This is a genomic window from Brucella sp. (assembly GCF_032066345.1).
GTDB classification, from domain to species: domain Bacteria; phylum Pseudomonadota; class Alphaproteobacteria; order Rhizobiales; family Rhizobiaceae; genus Brucella; species Brucella pseudogrignonensis.
In genome coordinates, this window is the sequence record NZ_DAMBKZ010000001.1 from 223,583 (window position 1) to 243,262 (window position 19,680).

Genomic DNA, 19,680 nt, shown 5'->3' on the forward strand with positions numbered 1-19,680 from the left:
CTGTTTCACTCGAAATACCATTCAACTGCGGAATAACTGCTTCTCGAAATCGGGCCTATAGTGATTTGATAGTTTGAGATAAGAACGATAATGGCTCAAAAGACGCAAATAAGCGTCCCTGCGCGGTTTCCTCCCCCAGCTGCGCGCATGAACCGGAAAGCGATGCGATAATGACGAATAAAAAGACCCCCTCCACTTCCACGCGTTCGGATTTTGACGAAGCGGCCCTGTTCTTTCACCGCTACCCGAAGCCGGGTAAGCTGGAAATTCAAGCCACCAAGCCGCTCGGCAATCAGCGCGACCTTGCGCTTGCTTATTCGCCAGGCGTCGCCGCCCCCTGCCTCGCCATCCATGAAGATCCCGCTGCTGCTGCCGAATATACGGCGCGCGGCAATCTGGTCGCAGTTATTTCAAACGGCACCGCGGTTCTTGGCCTTGGCAATATCGGCGCACTTGCATCCAAGCCAGTGATGGAAGGCAAGGCCGTTCTCTTTAAGAAATTCGCGGATATCGATGTTTTCGACATTGAAGTCGATGCACATGAAATCAACCGTATCGTTGATGTTGTATCCGCACTCGAACCGACCTTTGGCGGTATCAACCTCGAAGACATCAAGGCACCTGAATGCTTTGAAGTTGAAGAGCAACTGCGCGCCAAAATGAATATTCCGGTCTTCCATGACGATCAGCATGGAACGGCAATTATTGTCGCCGCCGCAGTGCTCAATGGACTGGAATTGGCTGGAAAAGAAATTGGCACTGCCAAGATTGTAACTTCAGGCGCCGGTGCTGCGGCACTTGCCTGCCTTAACCTGCTGGTTAATCTTGGTGCCAAGCGCGAAAACATCTTTGTCTGCGATATAGAAGGCGTGGTCTATGAAGGCCGCAATACGCTTATGGATCGCTGGAAGGAAGTGTACGCACAGAAGACCGACGCACGCGTGCTGGCCGATGTTATCGGCGGCGCAGACGTTTTCCTCGGCTTGTCGGCGGCTGGTGTTCTGAAGCCTGAGCTTCTCAAACAGATGGCTGAAAAGCCATTGATCATGGCACTGGCTAATCCAAATCCAGAAATTATGCCGGAAGCTGCGCGCGAAGCACGCGCCGATGCTATGATCTGCACCGGACGTTCAGACTATCCGAACCAGGTCAACAACGTCCTCTGCTTCCCTTACATCTTCCGTGGCGCACTTGATGTGGGTGCGACTGCAATCAATGAAGAAATGAAGCTCGCAGCGGTTCGTGCTATTGCGGCATTGGCTCGCGAAGAACCTTCTGATGTTGCTGCCCGGGCCTATTCGGGTGATACACCGACTTTCGGACCAGATCACATTATCCCGTCGCCATTCGATCAGCGTTTGATCCTGCGTATCGCTCCTGCGGTTGCCAAGGCTGCGATGGAAAGCGGCGTTGCAACGCGTCCAATCGAAGACTGGGAAGCTTATACCGACAGGCTGAACCGCTTCGTCTTCCGTTCCGGCCTCATCATGAAGCCAGTCTTCGCGGCAGCCCGCGCGCAGAGCAAGCCGATGCGCGTCATCTATGCTGACGGTGAAGATGAACGTGTATTGCGTGCTGCTCAGGTGGTTATCGAAGAACGTATTGCTGCACCAATCCTCGTTGGTCGTCCACACGTTATCGAAACACGCCTTCAGCGCTATGGTCTAAAGATTCGTCCAGGCACGGATTTCGATCTTATCAATCCGGAAGATGATCCACGTTACCGTGATTATGTCGACCTTTATCTGTCCTATACGGGCCGTCAGGGTGTGACCCCTGAGGCGGCACGTACAATCGTACGTACCAACTCGACGGCAATTGCAGCGCTGGCTGTGATGCGCGATGAAGCAGATGCCATGATCTGTGGTCTGGAAGGACGCTTTGAGCGCCATATGCGCGTCGTGAAGCAGATTATCGGCAAGCTTCCAGGTATCAGCGATTATTCTGCCCTCAGCCTGCTAATTTCGCAGCGCGGCGCACTGTTCCTCACCGACACTTATGTCAGCGTAGAACCGGAAGCCGAAGAAATCGCTGAAATGGCAATTCTGGCTGCCAAGGAAATCAGCCGTTTCGGAATTGAACCAAAGGCTGCACTCGTTTCACATTCCAACTTCGGATCGAAAGAATCCGCAAGTGCAGAGAAGATGCGTCGGGCCGCAGCGTTGCTGGCAGAAAAAGCTCCAGAGCTTGAATCTGATGGTGAAATGCATGGCGACTCTGCGCTTTCGCAAGCTTTGCGGGATCGCGTATTCCCGAACTCGCGCCTCAAGGGCGAAGCAAACCTTCTGGTTTTCCCGAACCTTGACGCGGCAAACATCACGCTAAACGTGGTCAAGACGGTGACTGATGCACTGCATGTTGGGCCAATTCTGCTCGGCACAGCGCGCCCTGCCCACATCCTTACGCCGTCAGTTACATCGCGTGGCGTTGTGAATATGACCGCTCTGGCAGTTGTTGAAGCACTTCAGCGCTCGGGAGAATTGAAGAAGTAAAATAGAATAAGAACTTGCTATAATATATATTATCAATGTATAATAAACGCCAAGTATGAATAATCGTACTTGGCGTTTATGCTTTCTTAAATACAATACATAACAATCGATACGTACGAACAAACAGGACGGGCTTGTTCTATGAAGATTGCTTGTAGACGTTTTTTTCGCCTGGCATCGCCAGCGATGGTGTTAACGACCGCATTATTGATAGCCGGCTGTACAACCACCCAACCGGTGCAGCAATGCTCTCCAAAAGAGAAAGCGCGATTGTCGAGCAATGTTGCATCGACGAAAGCAAAACTTGAACAAAGCAAAGCTCAGCTTGCACGGACTCGTACTGAACTATCAAAGCAAAGCTGTTTCAGTGCGGGCAAATCCACATCGTGCACGCGCCTTAAGACGCGAGCCGATAAACTGCAGTCGGACGTTAAAACTCTTGAAAACCAGCTCTCTGAGCTAAATGCCACGATAGCTGGCAGATCGCACGCTGGTCGATATGTTCAGGCATGTTCGGCGACTTGGGCACCCGCTCGAAAAGCGCAGAAGGCTGCTCCCAGAAAAACAGCCTCAAACAAAATATCTAAAAACGACCAGACTAAAGTCGCGAAAACCGTAAGTGAACCGGTCGAAGATTTCGTTGTTCCACCATACGAAGCAACGGAATCGAGTTACGCGCCGACATCACAACCAAAAGTTCAACCAACTGACTATATCGCTCCGACAGCAACCACACCGCCAGCGGAGCGCACCTATACGGAAAGCTCGAAAGTTAGAGTAGTCGGATCTTCGTTCTATCCGGACCAATCAAAACCAGTAGGTCCGCAAGCTCCGGACCATGCGCCTGCCCCGTAAGTGCGATACGCAGGGGCATGAATAATGTCTTGCCCTTGCGTCCCGTCGCGATCTTCACAGCATCGGTCCATGTTTTCCAGGTCTGCTTATCCCAAGGAGCAGCAGGTAGCAGTTTAAAGGCTTCCTGCACAAACACCTGATCTTCTTCGGCTAGCTCCGGCTTTTCCGGCAGATCGCCATTGATGATCTGCCACCAATGAGCCGCATCGTTGAAACGCTCAAGGTTACCACGAACAGTTGCCCAAAAAGCCTCTGCCTGATCGCCTGAAATGCCGAGTGCTTCGAGACGCTCTTTCGCTTTCTCAAAAGGCATATCATGCAGCAAAGCGCGGTTAAGCGTATCAAGTTCTGCTGGGTCAAACTTTGCCGATGATTTTGAAATCGCAGCCAGATCAAAACGTTCTGCCAAGGCATCCATATCGATCGCAGCCGAAACGGACTCGGATGTTCCGATCAGAATGGCCAGCGAAGCGACAGACATCGGCTCATAACCGCTTTCACGTAAGCTACCGACCGAAAGAGCGCCAGAGCGCTTGGAAAGCCCTTCGCCCGAAACCGTGGTGAGCAGGTTGTGGTGGCCAAAGACCGGCGGTTCGGCACCGAGCGCCTTGAAGATTGCAATCTGCACGCCCGAATTAGTGACATGGTCGTCGCCACGGATGATGTGGGTGATGCCAAGATCGATATCATCAACAACTGATGGCAGCGTGTAGAGATAAGTGCCATCTTCGCGAACCAGAACCGGATCGGACATGGAAGCCAGATCGACAGTCTGTGGTCCACGCACCAGATCATCCCAATGGACTTCAGTGCGCGTGGTTGCGAAAGGATCGCTTTCAAAGTTTGGTAGAAGGAAGCGCCAGTGCGGCTTGCGGCCCTCAGCTTCGAAAGCTGCCTTTTCATCATTGGTCAGCTTCAGAGCTTCGCGGCCATAGACTGGCGGCAAACGACGCGCGAGACGAAGCTTGCGACGGCGTTCGAGTTCGTCGGCTGTTTCATAGCAGGCATAGAGAAGACCGGCCTGCTTCAGCTTCTCGACAGCCTTGGCATACACATCAAAGCGCTTTGACTGATATTCGACCCGGTCAGGCGTGACACCCAACCATGCGAGATCAATGGCAATAGCATCGGCATATTCCTGCCTGGAGCGTTCAACGTCTGTATCGTCGTAACGCAGAATGAAATTGCCGCCGTTCTTCTTGGCGTAAAGCCAGTTTGAAAGTGCGGTACGTGTATTGCCAATATGAATATACCCCGTCGGCGACGGTGCAAAACGAACTGTTACGGTCATTATGAAATCTCTCAGCGGTCGCGGAAGCGGTTCGTTATTGGATAACGACGATCACGTCCGAAATTCTTCTTGGTAATTTTGACACCAGGCGCAGATTGGCGGCGCTTGTATTCTGCCAGATTAAGCAGGTGCTCGATGCGTTGCACCGTCTCAAGTTGATGGCCACGCGCGACGATCTCGGCATTGCTCATTTCGTTTTCAACGAGGCATTCGAGAATGTCGTCCAGCACCGGATAAGGTGGCAAACTGTCCTGATCTGTCTGGTTTTCACGCAATTCTGCGGATGGCGCTTTTGTGATGATGTTTGTCGGGATAATCTCGCCAGAAGGGCCAAGGCTGCCAACCGGAACATTGTTGTTGCGCCATTCGGACAGAGCAAAAACCTGCATCTTATAGACGTCCTTGATGGGGTTGAAGCCACCATTCATGTCGCCATAAAGCGTTGCATAGCCCACCGACATTTCCGACTTGTTGCCTGTGGTCACAACCATCGAACCGAACTTGTTGGAAATTGCCATAAGGATGGTGCCGCGTGCGCGGCTTTGCAGGTTTTCCTCAGTAACGCCGCTCTCAGTACCTTCAAACATTGGCTTCAATGCAGACAGGAAGCCTTCGACAGGCTCAGCGATAGGCACAATATCGTAACGCACGCCGAGCGCCTTCGCGCAATCAGCAGCGTCTTTCAACGACTCTTCCGAGGTGTAGCGATATGGCAGCATCACGCAGCGCACGCGATCCTTGCCAAGCGCATCGACACCTAACGCCGCGCAGATTGCGGAGTCGATACCACCTGACAGACCAAGCACGACATCCTTGAAGCCGTTCTTGTTCACATAATCACGCAGACCCAGCATACAGGCCGCATAATCAGCTTCCAAACCTTCTGGCAGCTTTGCCTTTTCGGCTGCTTCGCAATGCCAGCCCTCGCCGTCCCGCTTCCAGACAGTTAGCGTAATCGCTTCCGCAAATTGCGGCATCTGCAGGCTAAGAGTCTTGTCGGTATTGAACACAAAGGAACCACCATCGAAAACCAGTTCATCCTGCCCGCCAACCTGATTGGCGTAGAGCATCGGAAGTTCGGTTTCGATAACCTGTTTCAGAACAACCTGATAGCGGCGTTCGATCTTGGCGCGGTGATAAGGCGAACCGTTTGGCACCAAGAGAAATTCAGCGCCGCTTTCAGCTAGCGTTTCGGCTACTCCGAGGTCGCCCCAGATATCTTCGCAAATCGGAATACCAATGCGCACACCGCGGAAATTAACCGGACCTGGCATTGGACCCGGCTGGAAGACGCGCTTTTCGTCAAATTCGCCGTAATTCGGCAAATCGACCTTAAAACGCTCGGCAATAATTTCGCCGCCATCCAGTACAGCAATCGAATTATGCAAACCGCTATTGCGTTGCATAGGCGTGCCGATAATAACGCCCGGGCCGCCGTCAGCGGTGTCTTTGGCTAGCTCACCAACAGCCTTTTCACAGGCCGCGACAAAGGCAGTCTTCAGCACAAGATCTTCCGGCGGATAACCTGCAATGAACAACTCGGTGAACATCACAAGGTCGGCGTTCATTTTGGCTGCTTCTGCGCGGGCTGCACGAGCCTTGGCAAGATTTCCGGCGATGTCGCCCATAACAGGATTGAGCTGTGCAACGGCAATACGAAGCATATCGAGATTCTCGCTGGTGCTGATCATGCCCAAGCTTTAGCGCGCTTGTGCAATTAATTGCAACGGATGGAGTTCAAGAACGGCTGTTCTTTGTCAGATCATATAGGTCGTAATAAGAATATAGCCCCATGTGGCAGCTACAAACACAATCGCGATCAGGACGGCGAGCGACCCGCAATCCTTGGCAATCTGAATTTCTTTATGAAAATCACGCGAGACTGCATCGCAAGTGGCCTCAATACCCGTGTTGAGCACTTCAACCAGAATGAGGAACAGGATCGATCCCGTCATCAGCAGAAATGCCAGCGCACTAGGAGCCAGGAAAAATGCGATTGGCAGCGAAAGCAGAAACAGGACAAGCTCCTGCTGAACCGCTTTCTCGTGCTTGGCCAAATGCCGGAGAGCACGCATTGAATTGAGAAACGCCAGAATAATCCGCTTCATCGATGCCCCCAAGTGAGTTTTCGCCAAAATCAATAAGCGAATTCAGCCGAAACACAACAGGGCGGAGGATAAATCCTCCGCCCTGTGTTGAATTGATGTGGCTTGATCCGACTAGGCGTTAACGGCCTGCTTTTCCGCGCCCGAGTCACGTTCCTTCTTGAGCAATTCTGCCAAAAGGAAGGCCAGTTCCAGCGCCTGATCCGCGTTGAGACGTGGATCGCAATGCGTGTGGTAACGGTCGTGCAGGTCTTCCGCCGAAATTGCGCGAGCGCCGCCGGTGCATTCGGTGACGTTCTTGCCAGTCATTTCGACATGAATACCGCCCGGATGCGAACCTTCGGCACGATGAATCGCGAAGAAGGATTCCACTTCCTTGAGGATGCGGTCGAACGGGCGCGTCTTGTAACCGCCTGCGGTGATCGTGTTGCCGTGCATCGGGTCACAAGACCAGACGACCTTGCGGCCTTCACGCTCAACAGCACGGATGAGCTGTGGCAGATGATCGCCGACCTTGTCGTAACCGAAACGAGCAATGAGCGTCAGACGACCTGCTTCGTTTTCTGGGTTGAGAAGATCTATCAGACGGATGAGATCATCCGGCTGCAGCGATGGGCCACATTTCAGACCGAGCGGGTTCTTGATGCCACGGCAATATTCGATATGCGCATGATCGGCCTGACGTGTGCGGTCGCCAATCCAGATCATGTGACCTGAAGTGCCGTACCAGTCGCCAGAAGTCGAATCGACGCGTGTGAGCGCTTCTTCATAGCCAAGCAGCAATGCTTCATGGCTGGTGTAGAAATCGGTTTCACGGAGCGAATGATTGCTATCGGAAGTGATCCCAATGGCACGCATGAAGTTCATCGTTTCCGAAATGCGCTGTGCGAGAGCTGCATAACGCTCTGCCTGCGGGCTTTTGCCAACAAAGCCGAGCATCCACTGATGCACGTTCTCAAGGTTAGCGTAACCACCCTGCGCGAATGCACGCAGCAGGTTCAGCGTTGCAGCAGACTGGCGGTAAGCCATGTCCTGACGTTGCGGATCAGGGATACGCGAAGCTTCATCGAAATCGATGCCGTTGATGATGTCGCCACGGTATGATGGCAGCTCGACGCCATTGAGCGTTTCCATGTCGGAAGAACGCGGCTTGGCGAACTGACCAGCAATACGGCCAACCTTAACAACAGGCTTGGAGGCACCAAACGTCAGTACAACGGCCATCTGCAAAAAGACGCGGAAAAAGTCGCGGATATTATCCGCGCCATGTTCTGCGAAACTCTCCGCACAATCGCCGCCCTGAAGCAGAAATGCCTTGCCTTCGGCAACATCCGCGAGCTGGTTCTTCAGCTTGCGGGCTTCACCTGCAAATACGAGCGGTGGATAGGTACGAAGGCGAGCTTCAACATCGGTCAGAGCCTGTGCGTCTGGATAAAACGGCACTTGCTTGATCGGTTTGTCTCTCCAGGAATTCGGGGTCCAGTTCTTCGTCATTTCACACCTGTTTTAATTATCCGCGCGATTTCTCTCGGATTTTGTCCTCCTTAACACGAAAGCCGGCATCCGTTTCTATTGGACAACTCAATGCCCAAACACGGAAACCGGCATACGTGATCGCGTTGATATAATGTAGTCGCTCGCTTTATACCAGCAAGAATCGTTAACAGGATCAGCGTGCGACGAAAGATTTAGCCGTCGACCTTTTCTCCGTTCACAACGCGGTAGGTCGGCTTGTACATCGTGACCAGTTCTTCAGCCGCGGTGGGGTGAACGGCCATGGTGCGGTCGAAGTCTTCCTTCGTTGCGCCAGCCTTGAGCGAGATACCCAGAAGCTGTGCCATTTCACCTGCATCCGGACCCATGATGTGAGCGCCGACAACCCTGCGGCTCTTGGCGTCAACGATGAGTTTCATCAGCATCTTTTCGTTACGGCCAGACAGCGTGTTCTTCATCGGGCGGAACAAGGCGCGATAGACTTCCAATTCTTGATACTTCTTGGCAGCTTCATCCTCCGGCAATCCAACGGTTCCGATTTCAGGCTGCGAGAAGACTGCCGTGGCGATCAGCTCATGATCCGGCTTAGTTGGATTGTCCTTGAAGGCGGTCTCAAGGAAGCACATCGCCTCATGGATTGCCACCGGCGTCAGCTGAACACGATTGATGACGTCACCGACGGCCCAGATATTGGAAACACTGGTGCGCGAATAGTCGTCGACTTCGATAGCACCCTGCGCGTCGGTTTTAACGCCAGCCTTTTCGAGACCAAGGCCCTTCGTGTTAGGCTTGCGGCCGATAGCCATCATGACCTGACCGACATTGAGTGTCTCGCCATTGGTCAGAGAAACTTTCAGTTCGCCATCAGACTGCTTTTCGACCTTTTCAAAAACTGCACCACAGATGATACGGATGCCTTTTGCTTCCATCGTTTCATGGAGCAGATGACGGATATCGGGATCAAAGCGCGACAGGATTTCTTTGCCGCGGTAGACAATCGTGGTTTCAACGCCCAGACCATGGAAAATATTGGCAAACTCGACCGCGATATAACCGCCGCCTGCAATCACGATTGCTTTCGGCAGTTCTTCCAAATGAAATGCTTCGTTGGAAGTGATGCAATATTCTGCGCCTGGAAGGGATTCGTGCACACTTGGGTGCCCACCGGTTGCAATCAGAATCTGGTCAGCGGTTACGCGACGACCATCTGCTTTTAGCTCAATAGTATGTTCATCGATAAGCTCGGCGCGGCTTGCAAAAATATCGACCTTGGAATTTTCCAGACCTTTTCGATAAAGGCCCTCAAGGCGGGTAATTTCGTTGTCTTTGGCTTCGATCAGCTTCTTCCAGTCAAAGCTCGATTTGCCAACTTCCCAGCCATAGCCAACGGCGTCTTCAAAATGCTCAGGAAATTGCGAAGCGTAGACAAAGAGCTTCTTGGGAACACAACCACGGATAACGCATGTTCCGCCCATGCGATACTCTTCGGCCAGACCAACCTTCTTGCCCATGGCACCGGCCAGACGCCCTGCCCGGACACCGCCGGAACCACCGCCGATAACAAAAAGATCATAATCGTAGCTGGCCATGGTGCTCTCCATTCAAAATCAACACTGCGCTTTATGTAAGCAAAAGAAAAAGCCCGGCCAAGTCGCCGGGCTTCTAAATTTTAGTTTACTGCAAGCAATTACTGCTGCGCTGGCTGCTCAGGGGTAGCTGGGGCAGCAGTTGCGCCAGCCTGCGCTGCGAGAACTTCTGCAACACCGGTTGCGAGGTCACGAGCAATGCCGTTCTGCCAGATATTTGCAGCCTTAACGACTTCACGAGTCACGATTGGGCCTTCAGCGAGAAGCTTCTTGCCTGCTTCCGAGGTGTAGAAAGCCGAAATTGCCTTGAGTTCATCTTCGCTGAATGCGTTTGCATAAGCGCGGGCAGATTCGGTTTCGAGGTCTGCGCGACGCGACGCAAGAGCGAGAGCCTTGTCATCAACGGTCTTGGTGATGAGAGCTTCGAGATTCGGATCTTTCTGGATGAGTTCGCCCTTCAGAGCGCGAGCTGCACTTGGCAGGATCTCATCAAACTGCTCCGTCGCATTGATAGAAGCGATTGCTGCGCGTGCAGCTTCCAGATGCGAAGCGGAAATTTCCTGTGCAGAAGCCGCATGAACGCCTGACATCAGGACAAGTGCGGAAAACGGTGCAATCAGACGGCGGAAGCCAGTTGCCGGGATCATATGGTCGGTACTCCGTTCAAACAATTCGTGTCGGCGCTTCAAGGCCGGTTCATGGTTCGGATACCGTCAGCGCCTGCGATAATCGCGGCCCGTGCCAGTCCGATGAAAAGTCCATGCTCAACAACGCCCGGTATGGCGAAGAGAGCGTCAGATAGAATCTTTGGATCGGGAATGCGGCCAAAAGATGCATCCACGATATAATGTCCACCATCCGTTACAAACGGCGAGCCATCTTTTAACCGCAGGACCAGTGGACCTGCAAGGCCACATTGCGATGCTGCCAACTCAATGCTGCGCAAAGTTGCGCCAAGACCGAAACGATTAACCTCAATCGGCAGCGGAAAGCGTCCAAGCGCTTCAACAACCTTCGATCCGTCCGCAATAACAATCATTGAGTCGGATGCAGCCGCGACAATCTTTTCACGAAGAAGCGCACCACCGCCGCCCTTTATAAGAGACAGATCGGCATCGACTTCGTCCGCACCGTCAATGGTCAGATCGAGATGCGGCGTTTCTTCGAGTGTCGTCAGTGGAACACCGAGTTCAGCGCAAAGAGCAGCAGTCCTCTCAGAGGTCGGCACACCGATGATCTTGAAACCACCGTTTACCTTTTCGGCCAGCAGACGCACGAATTCTTCGGCAGTTGAGCCTGTTCCAATTCCCAGACGCATTCCGTCCTTGACGTGCGTCAGTGCCTCTGCAGCGGCGGCGATTTTCAGCTTGCGTGCTTCATCCATGCCTGAATTCCTATATTCCCAGCGGATTCTCACCCGGCTCCGTGAACGCCTCTAGCATGTGCGTGCAGCGCAACAAAGCGCTCAATACAAAATATCGCGATTTTTGCGATAGGCTCTCGTTTCTGCGAGCAATTTGGCCTATTTGAGAAAGCGTTTAGCAATGCGCTCGCAAGTATCATTCCTGAAGGAAGTCACATGTCTGCTGTCAATTCCAAGCCCATTATCGTTTTCGATCTCGACGGAACCCTGGTCGAAACGGCTCCGGACCTTTTGGACAGTCTGAATCATTGCCTTGCTATTTCAGGCCTGCGGACCGCTGATAGTGAATCTCTGCGCCGCTTTGTTGGACAAGGCGGCCGCGTCATGATCGAGCGCGCTTTTGCAGCACAGCAGAAGCAGGTCGATGACGTGAAGCTTGATCACCTTGTCGAAGAGTTCCGCGAACATTATGCAGCGCATATGCCGGGTCACTCGATATTTTATCCTGGCGTTCTTGAAGCGATGGATCGCTTCAGCGCTAATGGTTACACCTTAGCTGTCTGCACAAACAAGTTTGAGGCTCTGGCCGTCAAATTGCTGACTTCTATGGGTGAAGCAAACCGTTTTGCAGCAATTTGTGGTGCAGATACCTTTGCTTATCGCAAGCCTGACCCACGCCACCTGACAGATACGATTGCCAAAGCGGGCGGAAATCGCGACCGCGCCATCATGGTTGGCGACAGCCGTACAGACATCGACACCGCCAAAGCAGCTGGTATCCCTGTGGTTGCCGTCGATTTCGGTTATACTGACTTGCCGGTACAGCACTATGAACCGAGCCGCGTCATCTCTCACTATGATGAGTTCACGCTCAATATGGCTGAACAGCTTCTGGAAGCAGTTGCAGATCAGGTCTGAAATAAGGATTGAGAATATGAAGCGATTTCTAATATTTACTGCTGTTTCCTCAACAGTATTATCAGCTAGCGCTTTTGCTCAAGACCAAGCACCGACAGGGTTACCAGGCGTAGAACCGCAGAAGCCTATTGTATCTGCGCCTCCGCCTGCCCCGGAACCCAATTCGCAACCCGCCGGAAGCTGGAAAAACTTCCGCGTTGGCAATACCGATGTTTCGATTTCCGGCAGTGTTTCCGTCGATGTCGGAACCGGTGGTAGCCGCAGCTCAGGGCGCTAATCGTTCAAGTGCAGACCAGACAGCGGGCAGTTGGTTCGGCAAATCCTCTGCAATAAGCCCGTGACCGAAGCGTCGTCCAGCGTCAGCGTGTATCCACACAGCTGCACTTGCCGCCTCAAGGGCTGGCATCCCCTGTGAAAGCAGTCCGCAAACAATACCCGCCAGTACATCGCCGGATCCAGCTGTTGCGAGAAACGCTGTACCGTTTGCGTTGATAATGGCACGACCGTCAGGCGCAGCAATCACCGTATCCGGGCCTTTATAGATCACGACGGCATTGGCGCGGCTTGCGGCTTGACGCGCTTTATCCGTCTTTGAACTATCTGCTTCCGCAGCAATATCCGGGAAAAGACGTCTGAACTCGCCTTCATGTGGCGTGAGCACAAGAGCCGTATGCGCGCTACGCTTGGCCTTAAAAAGCTGATCTGGCTTATTTTCAAATGCCGTTATGCCATCCGCATCGAGCACCAGCCCTTTCAGATATTCTGCCTGCCCATCAACGGCGGAAAGGAGCAACAAAGCATGATCTCGCGCAAATGACGGGCTGCCACATCCCGGACCGAGCACACAGGCAGCTACTTTGCGATCCTTCACAAATGTCTCTACATCTTTGATATTGCGGGTTTCGCGTACCATGATGCTCGTCAGATGCGCGGCATTTGTCAGAAGTGCATCAGGCGGCGATAAAAGTGTAACTGCCCCGGCACCACTCCGAGCCACAGCCATTGCTGACAGTCGCGCGGCACCCGTTGAATGCGCAGGTCCGGAAAAGACGACCGCGTGACCACGACTATATTTGTGCGTGTTGATTGAAAGCTGCGGCAGCTGACCTCGCCAAAGCTCAGGTGAGTTTTCAAATGTCTGGGGTTTGATAGTGGTCAGAACGTCATCAGCAATGCCAATATCTGCAACATGAAGAATTCCGCAATGTGCCCTGCCCGGTTGTAGCAAATGGCCCGGTTTTTTGCGGAAAAACGTCACCGTTGCGCGCGCATCGACGGCTCCACCCAATATTTGACCGCTCGCACCGGAAATGCCGCTCGGTAAATCGACAGCTATAACCGGAATGCCGGATGCGTTTAATTCTCCAATAACGGAAGCTTCGACACCCCCGATGCTACGCGTGAGGCCTGCACCGTATAGCGCATCAATAACGCCTGCAAAATCGACCGGCGAAAACGCACTGAGCCGACGCACTTCTCCTTTATAAAACAGCAATGCCCGCATAGCGTCGGAACCCTGCCGGGGCTGTGCAGTTCCAAAGCACATGACATTCATGCCAGCCTCAAGCAGAAACTGCGCGGCTACATAACCATCGCCACCATTATTTCCGGGTCCGCAAAGAACGGCTATCGGCCCCTTACCTGCAAACATGCCCAGAGCCACATGCGCGACCGCATGACCGGCGGCGAGCATCAGTGAAAAACCATCGCGCGTGCCAGATTCGATAGTCAGTCTATCCGCACTGGACATTTCCGCTGGCGTCAGCAGTTCAAACATGGCTTCCACTTCCCCTTATTATCGAAGTGATTAATTACGCGGCACTTGCGCTCCATCAAGATTGATTAACTTCTGCGCAATTTGTCTATTTTTTATGCATCGCTAACAAGCTCGAAACCTTGTTGAATATCTTTCATACGGACAGCCTTGTCTCAATGACAATAATAATGCCACTCTGGGCCAAAGAAAGTTGCACTTCTGAAATTACTGAAAATGCGCTAGCCTTGACTTTGGTGCCATTTTCTCTGGGAGTGACAGGGCAACTTCGGGAATTTTTGCTTGAAAAAGCAAGGAACTTAAAAAATTTGATCGGCATAGATCGAGTTGGCACAGTTCATGCTTCTATATTTACGAAACGGGCACAATGTCCATTTCCGAACAAGAGCGGAGACAATTCTCTGATGAAAAAGATCGAAGCCATCATTAAGCCTTTCAAGCTCGATGAAGTGAAGGAAGCCCTTCAGGAAGTTGGTTTGCAGGGTATTACTGTAATTGAAGCCAAGGGTTTCGGCCGACAGAAGGGCCATACCGAGCTTTACCGTGGCGCGGAATATGTCGTCGATTTTCTTCCAAAAGTGAAAGTCGAAGTCATCGTCGCCGACGAAACCGTCGATGGCGCCATTGAAGCTATCCGCAAGGCAGCCCAGACGGGCCGCATTGGTGACGGTAAGATTTTCGTCTCCAATATCGAAGAAGTTATCCGTATCCGTACCGGCGAATCCGGCGTGGACGCGATCTAACGAAACCAAGTCTACCGACCATCGTCGTGCAAACAGGATACCAAAATGACGACTGCCAATGACATTCTGAAACAGATCAAAGACAACGACGTCAAGTTTGTTGACCTCCGCTTCACAGACCCAAAAGGCAAACTGCATCACGTTACGATGGATGTCGGCCTGATCGATGAAGAGATGTTTGAAGATGGCGTCATGTTCGACGGCTCTTCGATTGGTGGCTGGAAGGCTATTAATGAATCCGACATGGTTCTCATGCCAGATCCGGAAACCGCTCACATTGATCCGTTCTTTGCTCAGTCCACGCTGGTAATTCTCTGCGACATTCTTGATCCGATTTCGGGTGAAGCTTATGGCCGCGATCCACGCACGACTGCAAAGAAGGCTGAGTCCTACATGAAGTCGCTCGGCATTGGCGACACTGTTTACGTCGGCCCGGAAGCTGAATTCTTCGTATTCGATGACGTCAAGTACAAGGTCGATCCGTTCAACACCGGCTTCAAGCTCGATTCGACCGAACTGCCATCGAACGATGATACCGATTACGAAACCGGCAATATGGGCCATCGCCCACGCGTCAAGGGTGGTTACTTCCCTGTTCCACCAGTGGACAGTCTTCAGGACATGCGCTCCGAAATGCTCACCGTTCTGACGGAAATGGGCGTAACGGTTGAAAAGCATCACCACGAAGTGGCTTCAGCTCAGCACGAGCTGGGTACAAAATTCGACACGCTCGTCCGCAACGCCGACAAGATGCAGATCCAGAAATATGTCGTGCATCAGGTAGCCAATGCCTACGGCAAGACTGCAACCTTCATGCCAAAGCCAGTTTTCGGCGACAACGGCTCGGGTATGCACGTTCACTTCTCGATCTGGAAAGACGGCAAGCCAACCTTCGCTGGCAATGAATATGCCGGTCTGTCAGAAAACTGCCTGTACTTCATCGGCGGCGTTATCAAGCACGCCAAGGCTGTGAACGCATTCACCAACCCATCGACCAACTCCTACAAGCGTCTGGTCCCTGGCTATGAAGCTCCGGTTCTACTGGCTTACTCGGCTCGCAACCGTTCTGCTTCTTGCCGTATCCCATTCGGCTCGTCGCCGAAGTCGAAGCGTCTTGAAGTTCGCTTCCCGGATCCATCAGCAAATCCATATCTCTGCTTCTCAGCGCTGCTGATGGCTGGTCTTGACGGTATCAAGAACAAGATTCATCCAGGCCAGGCCATGGACAAGGATCTCTACGATCTGCCTGCAAAGGAACTGAAGAAGATCCCAACCGTTTGCGGTTCGCTTCGTGAAGCCCTGCAGGCGCTCGACAAGGATCGCGAATTCCTCAAGGCTGGTGGCGTATTCGAGGACGACCAGATCGATAGCTTCATCGAACTCAAGATGGCTGAAGTGCTGCGTTATGAAACAACGCCGCATCCGGTTGAGTTCGATATGTACTACTCGGTTTAATCGGGATTGCGCGTGGCAATCAGAGATTGCCACGCGCTCCGGTTACTTCTTTAAAGCGCCTCTTATGCGAAAACCGTTTTACGATTTTGGGGATGCGCTTGAGTTACCGAGGGGAACGACGTGCCAGAAGGCGCGCGAAAGAAAATCCGGCGAAAGCCGGGTTTTCTCTTTTTATACAGTTTGTTACAGCTATTAGATAAATAATAACTAGAGCGCTTGAAGTACGCGGGCTGCGACCATCATTTCGCCTAGACGTGTCTTACGACGTGCCTGCGCTTCAGCATCTTCGCCCCAATGTTCGACAGTCCAGTCTTCATCGAGATGGGCACGGTTCCAACCGTCTTCGACAGAGACTTCGCCTTTGGCAATTGCCAATGCAATCAGTGCGGAGCCGGTCAGCGTCGTCATCGTATGGAGCGATGCCAGCGCAATAGGATTCTTGAATTCCGACAGATGAATGCCGAAAGCTGAAATCGCTTCGCGTGACTGTTCGACATGCATAACACCTTCTGCAAGTGCAAAACGTGCGCCAAGGCTTTCTGCCCAGTCGATCAATGGGTCCCATTGTTCGGTCTGACGCGCAACCAGCTCTTTCGGGCTCGCGGCGCGGTAACAGATCATGTCCGTTCCGGCAAAACGCAGAATGTCTTCGAAAACCGCCTGCGGGTCTTGAGCAATGCCATCAATCGCCGTGTTCACCAAACGCGTTGCAGGCATTTTGGAAGGATCTATAACTTCCACCTGTGCACGGAATTCTTCCGCAATGATTTCCGCAGCTTCGCTTGTTGGGAGAAGCAGAACAGCCCGTGCCGGTGTTTTGACCGGACGACCATCGAGATGCACGGTGAACCCGCCTTCGGTTTCGGCAACTTCAGCTTTTTCATAAAAGCGCTTCGGCAACGGTGTGCGCATCAATTCCTGAGAGCGCTTTACCGGGTCGGTTTGCGAAATCGGCATTTCAGCTTGGGGATCGCTCAGAGTGTCGCGCATAATAATATCCAATTATTGTAGGTCAGGATGCGAAAGCATCCATTTCATGCAGAATCGCATGGAGCTCTTCAGGCTTGTTCATGACATAATGGGCGCCTGCATCTTTCAGTGCGTTGGGCTTATGATAGCCCCACGAAACACCAGCGGCACGCGCACCCGCTGAACGAGCCATTTGCATATCGTAAATCGCATCGCCGATCACGATTGTTCGCTCTGGTTCTATCCCCATTTCGGCACAGGATTCAAGCACCATAGCCGGATGAGGCTTGGACGGGCAATCATCGGCGGTACGAACGGTCATGAAATGCTGTCCAATGCCATGACGTTCGAAAATCGAACGCACGCCACGCTGCGACTTACCGGTAACGATGCCCAACAACAAATCATCGCGACTGCCAAGCTCAGTCAGAAGTGGCAGAATACCGTCATAAAGCGGCTCTGCAAAATCAGGGTTTTGACGGTACTTTACAAAGTTTTCCTTGTAACGCTGCGTGAGCCAGTGCGCCTGTTCGTCAACTTCGCTACCGAGCAACTGCGCAATAGCGATTGGAAGAGAAAGACCGATGATTGAGTGGGTCTGCTCGATTTCAGGCGGAACAAGTCCAGCGTCATTAAAACTGGCGACCATGCAATGGTGAATAGTGTCACCACTATCGACAAGCGTGCCATCACAATCAAAGAGAACGAGTTTCATCGGGCGGCTCCGGCTTTTGCTGGTCGATTGATGATAATGAGGCCTAGCCCGATCAGACCGAGTGCGGCAAAGATTTTCCAACCCAGTGGTTCATTGAGCAGCAATCCACTGAGGAGTACGCCGAAAGCTGGCGTTAGGAATGCAAAGTTGGACAATTTGGACGCCGGATACCGACGCACCATCCAGAACCACAATGGATATGTCACAGCTACCACGAACATTGACTGAAATAGAAATGACAGAACTGAGAGCATATCGGGATCGCGGATCAATGGTCCGCTCAAAGACATGAATGGCAACGGCACGAGTGCTGCTACGGCAAGCTGATAAAGCAACGTCTTCTCAGGCGCAGCACTTGCAAGCTTAGACCGCTTAATGACGAGCGTGGTCATTCCCCAAAGCATACCGGAAATCAGCGCAAGCAGATCGCCGTAGACCGCATTGGGGCCGGGACGGCTGATATGATCTGAAAAGACCACGAAAACACCAAGAAACGCCACGCACATGCCTATGAAGGCACGCATGGACATTCGTTCGCCCAAAAGAAAATGACTGCCGATAGCGACCCAGAACGGCATGACATTCATCATCAGCGTGACACGTCCCACACTGGTCAGTTCCATCGCCAGAAAGATCAGAACAAATTCGACACCAAAAAGAAGACCGGCCAGAATACCTGGCTTCAGTGTGCCATCACGGCCAAACAGCGGAATGCGCTTCCAGTAACACCAGAGAAAAACGCAAAGGCCGCCCAAAGCTGCACGACCTGCGGCCATGAGCATGGGATTAAAGCCGCGATTGCCGATCTTGATGGCAACCTGGTTAAGCCCCCAGGTGAACATGATGAACATGACGAGGGCAATTGCCAGCCCGTCGAACGACACCCGGCCCTGAACCGATCCTCCCCCCGTAGCCGACATCTTTACTCTTCCGCGTCTGCCTCATCAAAGCCAAGCAAGTTCCACGACTGCACCATATGCGGTGGCAGCGGTGCGGTGACATCAATAGTGCCACCCGATGGATTTGGGATGCGAATGCGGCGGGCGTGAAGATGCAATTTCTTCTGAATGCCGCCCGGGAATTCCCAGTTCTGGTCAGCTTCAAAGTATTTAGGATCGCCGATGATTGGATGACCAATATGCGCTGCATGAACACGCAGCTGATGGGTGCGGCCCGTGTAAGGCTCCATTTCCAACCACGTCAGGTTGTTACCGACCTTCTCGATGATCCTATAATAAGAGACGGCATGATCGGAATCCGGTTCACCATGCTGGCAAACACGCATCTTATCGCCATCCGGCGTTTGTTCTTTGACCAACCAAGTTGAAATCTTGTCTTCGCGTTTGCGTGGAACGCCCTTCACAAGTGCCCAGTAGGTTTTCTTGGTGTCACGCTCGCGGAATGCAGCGGTCAGAGCCTGTGCAGCACCGCGTGTCTTTGCAACAACAAGGCAGCCTGACGTATCGCGGTCAATACGATGTACGAGGCGAGGCTTTTCACCCTTCTTATTGCGCCATGCTTCAAGCATACCGTCCACATGCCGGACAAGGCCGGAACCGCCCTGCACTGCCAGACCCGCAGGCTTATTGAAAACAAAGACCTTGGCGTCTTCATAAATCAACATCTGCTTGAGGACATCACCATCTTCCTGACTGCGAATAGTGCGCGCAGTTACAGGACCGGTGGCCTTCTCATCAACGCCTAATGGCGGAATGCGGACCGACTGGCCTGCCTGCAGACGTGTATCTGCCTTTACGCGACCGCCATCCACGCGAACCTGTCCGGAACGCAGCAGTTTCTGCAGGTGTCCGAACCCAAGTCCGGGAAAATGAACCTTGAACCAGCGATCAAGACGCATACCCGTCTCGTCTGCAGCCACATTCTTTTGTTCAACGCCTGCCATGGAAAACCCGATCAATA

16 protein-coding genes are annotated in these 19,680 nt (G+C 52.7%); 4 read left to right on the top strand and 12 right to left on the bottom strand.

From position 1 onward, the window contains the following. Nucleotides 1–170 precede the first annotated feature (170 nt). A complete protein-coding gene (locus RT142_RS01120) occupies nucleotides 171–2,492 on the top strand; it encodes an NADP-dependent malic enzyme (RefSeq protein WP_007874938.1) in 2,322 nt (773 codons plus the stop codon). A gap of 772 nt (nucleotides 2,493–3,264) precedes the next feature. On the opposite strand, the gene gltX is transcribed toward RT142_RS01120, so the two are convergent. From gltX to rpiA, 7 genes are all read right to left on the bottom strand, one after another. Further along, nucleotides 3,265–4,638, bottom strand: coding sequence for a glutamate--tRNA ligase (gene gltX / locus RT142_RS01125; protein WP_200635195.1), 1,374 nt, complete (start codon nucleotides 4,636–4,638; stop codon nucleotides 3,265–3,267). 11 nt (nucleotides 4,639–4,649) lie between these two features. Beyond that, nucleotides 4,650–6,329, bottom strand: a complete 1,680-nt coding sequence (locus RT142_RS01130; RefSeq protein WP_112804800.1) for an NAD+ synthase — start codon at nucleotides 6,327–6,329, stop codon at nucleotides 4,650–4,652. A gap of 66 nt (nucleotides 6,330–6,395) precedes the next feature. After that, entirely contained in the window at nucleotides 6,396–6,746 is a 351-nt protein-coding gene (locus RT142_RS01135) for a diacylglycerol kinase (RefSeq protein ID WP_007874929.1), read from the bottom strand. Nucleotides 6,747–6,857: 111 nt separating this feature from the next. After that, nucleotides 6,858–8,237 carry a class II 3-deoxy-7-phosphoheptulonate synthase gene (locus tag RT142_RS01140; protein ID WP_007874927.1) on the bottom strand — a complete coding sequence of 460 codons (1,380 nt, stop codon included), beginning with the start codon at nucleotides 8,235–8,237 and terminating at the stop codon, nucleotides 6,858–6,860. A gap of 194 nt (nucleotides 8,238–8,431) precedes the next feature. Beyond that, complete coding sequence (gene gor / locus RT142_RS01145) at nucleotides 8,432–9,826, bottom strand: glutathione-disulfide reductase (RefSeq protein WP_079211845.1); 1,395 nt, start codon at nucleotides 9,824–9,826, stop codon at nucleotides 8,432–8,434. Nucleotides 9,827–9,924: 98 nt separating this feature from the next. Continuing rightward, nucleotides 9,925–10,470 (bottom strand): DUF2059 domain-containing protein, encoded by a 546-nt coding sequence (locus tag RT142_RS01150; RefSeq protein ID WP_064320600.1) that lies wholly within the window; start codon nucleotides 10,468–10,470, stop codon nucleotides 9,925–9,927. A gap of 38 nt (nucleotides 10,471–10,508) precedes the next feature. Then, the gene (gene rpiA / locus RT142_RS01155; protein ID WP_112804802.1) at nucleotides 10,509–11,207 is read right to left on the bottom strand and encodes a ribose-5-phosphate isomerase RpiA; all 699 of its coding nucleotides are present in this window, start codon (nucleotides 11,205–11,207) and stop codon (nucleotides 10,509–10,511) included. Between the two features lie 195 nt (nucleotides 11,208–11,402). Between rpiA and RT142_RS01160 the strand changes: the two genes are divergently transcribed. Further along, entirely contained in the window at nucleotides 11,403–12,104 is a 702-nt protein-coding gene (locus RT142_RS01160) for an HAD family hydrolase (protein WP_112804805.1), read from the top strand. A 265-nt stretch (nucleotides 12,105–12,369) separates the two neighbouring features. On the opposite strand, the gene RT142_RS01170 is transcribed toward RT142_RS01160, so the two are convergent. Next, complete coding sequence (locus tag RT142_RS01170; protein WP_313026594.1) at nucleotides 12,370–13,881, bottom strand: NAD(P)H-hydrate dehydratase; 1,512 nt, start codon at nucleotides 13,879–13,881, stop codon at nucleotides 12,370–12,372. A gap of 401 nt (nucleotides 13,882–14,282) precedes the next feature. On the opposite strand from RT142_RS01170, the gene RT142_RS01175 reads away from it, so the two are divergent. After that, complete coding sequence (locus tag RT142_RS01175; protein WP_007874909.1) at nucleotides 14,283–14,621, top strand: P-II family nitrogen regulator; 339 nt, start codon at nucleotides 14,283–14,285, stop codon at nucleotides 14,619–14,621. A 45-nt stretch (nucleotides 14,622–14,666) separates the two neighbouring features. Then, the gene (gene glnA, locus RT142_RS01180; RefSeq protein WP_007874907.1) at nucleotides 14,667–16,076 is read left to right on the top strand and encodes a type I glutamate--ammonia ligase; all 1,410 of its coding nucleotides are present in this window, start codon (nucleotides 14,667–14,669) and stop codon (nucleotides 16,074–16,076) included. Between the two features lie 207 nt (nucleotides 16,077–16,283). Here the strand turns inward: glnA and RT142_RS01185 are convergent, their stop codons facing one another. The 4 genes from RT142_RS01185 to RT142_RS01200 are packed head-to-tail and all read right to left on the bottom strand — an operon-like array spanning nucleotide 16,284 to nucleotide 19,663. After that, a complete protein-coding gene (locus RT142_RS01185; RefSeq protein ID WP_064320597.1) occupies nucleotides 16,284–17,066 on the bottom strand; it encodes an ATP12 family chaperone protein in 783 nt (260 codons plus the stop codon). A 22-nt stretch (nucleotides 17,067–17,088) separates the two neighbouring features. Beyond that, nucleotides 17,089–17,760, bottom strand: coding sequence for an HAD-IA family hydrolase (locus RT142_RS01190; RefSeq protein WP_105518505.1), 672 nt, complete (start codon nucleotides 17,758–17,760; stop codon nucleotides 17,089–17,091). Further along, complete coding sequence (locus RT142_RS01195; RefSeq protein ID WP_079211840.1) at nucleotides 17,757–18,680, bottom strand: DMT family transporter; 924 nt, start codon at nucleotides 18,678–18,680, stop codon at nucleotides 17,757–17,759. The genes RT142_RS01190 and RT142_RS01195 overlap by 4 nt, the downstream gene beginning before the upstream one ends. A gap of 2 nt (nucleotides 18,681–18,682) precedes the next feature. Further along, nucleotides 18,683–19,663, bottom strand: a complete 981-nt coding sequence (locus RT142_RS01200) for an RluA family pseudouridine synthase (RefSeq protein WP_064320594.1) — start codon at nucleotides 19,661–19,663, stop codon at nucleotides 18,683–18,685. Nucleotides 19,664–19,680 lie beyond the last annotated feature (17 nt).

What these genes read in the sequence shown, in the direction of transcription:
- RT142_RS01190 (WP_105518505.1), bottom strand. Translation starts at nt 17,760, where the DNA reads ATGAAACTCGTTCTCTTTGATTGTGATGGCACGCTTGTCGATAGTGGT.
- RT142_RS01160 (WP_112804805.1), top strand. Translation starts at nt 11,403, where the DNA reads ATGTCTGCTGTCAATTCCAAGCCCATTATCGTTTTCGATCTCGACGGA.
- RT142_RS01135 (WP_007874929.1), bottom strand. Translation starts at nt 6,746, where the DNA reads ATGAAGCGGATTATTCTGGCGTTTCTCAATTCAATGCGTGCTCTCCGG.
- glnA (WP_007874907.1), top strand. Translation starts at nt 14,667, where the DNA reads ATGACGACTGCCAATGACATTCTGAAACAGATCAAAGACAACGACGTC.
- RT142_RS01120 (WP_007874938.1), top strand. Translation starts at nt 171, where the DNA reads ATGACGAATAAAAAGACCCCCTCCACTTCCACGCGTTCGGATTTTGAC.
- RT142_RS01130 (WP_112804800.1), bottom strand. Translation starts at nt 6,329, where the DNA reads ATGATCAGCACCAGCGAGAATCTCGATATGCTTCGTATTGCCGTTGCA.
- RT142_RS01175 (WP_007874909.1), top strand. Translation starts at nt 14,283, where the DNA reads ATGAAAAAGATCGAAGCCATCATTAAGCCTTTCAAGCTCGATGAAGTG.
- RT142_RS01150 (WP_064320600.1), bottom strand. Translation starts at nt 10,470, where the DNA reads ATGATCCCGGCAACTGGCTTCCGCCGTCTGATTGCACCGTTTTCCGCA.
- gltX (WP_200635195.1), bottom strand. Translation starts at nt 4,638, where the DNA reads ATGACCGTAACAGTTCGTTTTGCACCGTCGCCGACGGGGTATATTCAT.
- RT142_RS01185 (WP_064320597.1), bottom strand. Translation starts at nt 17,066, where the DNA reads ATGCGCGACACTCTGAGCGATCCCCAAGCTGAAATGCCGATTTCGCAA.
- RT142_RS01140 (WP_007874927.1), bottom strand. Translation starts at nt 8,237, where the DNA reads ATGACGAAGAACTGGACCCCGAATTCCTGGAGAGACAAACCGATCAAG.
- RT142_RS01170 (WP_313026594.1), bottom strand. Translation starts at nt 13,881, where the DNA reads ATGTTTGAACTGCTGACGCCAGCGGAAATGTCCAGTGCGGATAGACTG.
- rpiA (WP_112804802.1), bottom strand. Translation starts at nt 11,207, where the DNA reads ATGGATGAAGCACGCAAGCTGAAAATCGCCGCCGCTGCAGAGGCACTG.
- RT142_RS01195 (WP_079211840.1), bottom strand. Translation starts at nt 18,680, where the DNA reads ATGTCGGCTACGGGGGGAGGATCGGTTCAGGGCCGGGTGTCGTTCGAC.
- gor (WP_079211845.1), bottom strand. Translation starts at nt 9,826, where the DNA reads ATGGCCAGCTACGATTATGATCTTTTTGTTATCGGCGGTGGTTCCGGC.
- RT142_RS01200 (WP_064320594.1), bottom strand. Translation starts at nt 19,663, where the DNA reads ATGGCAGGCGTTGAACAAAAGAATGTGGCTGCAGACGAGACGGGTATG.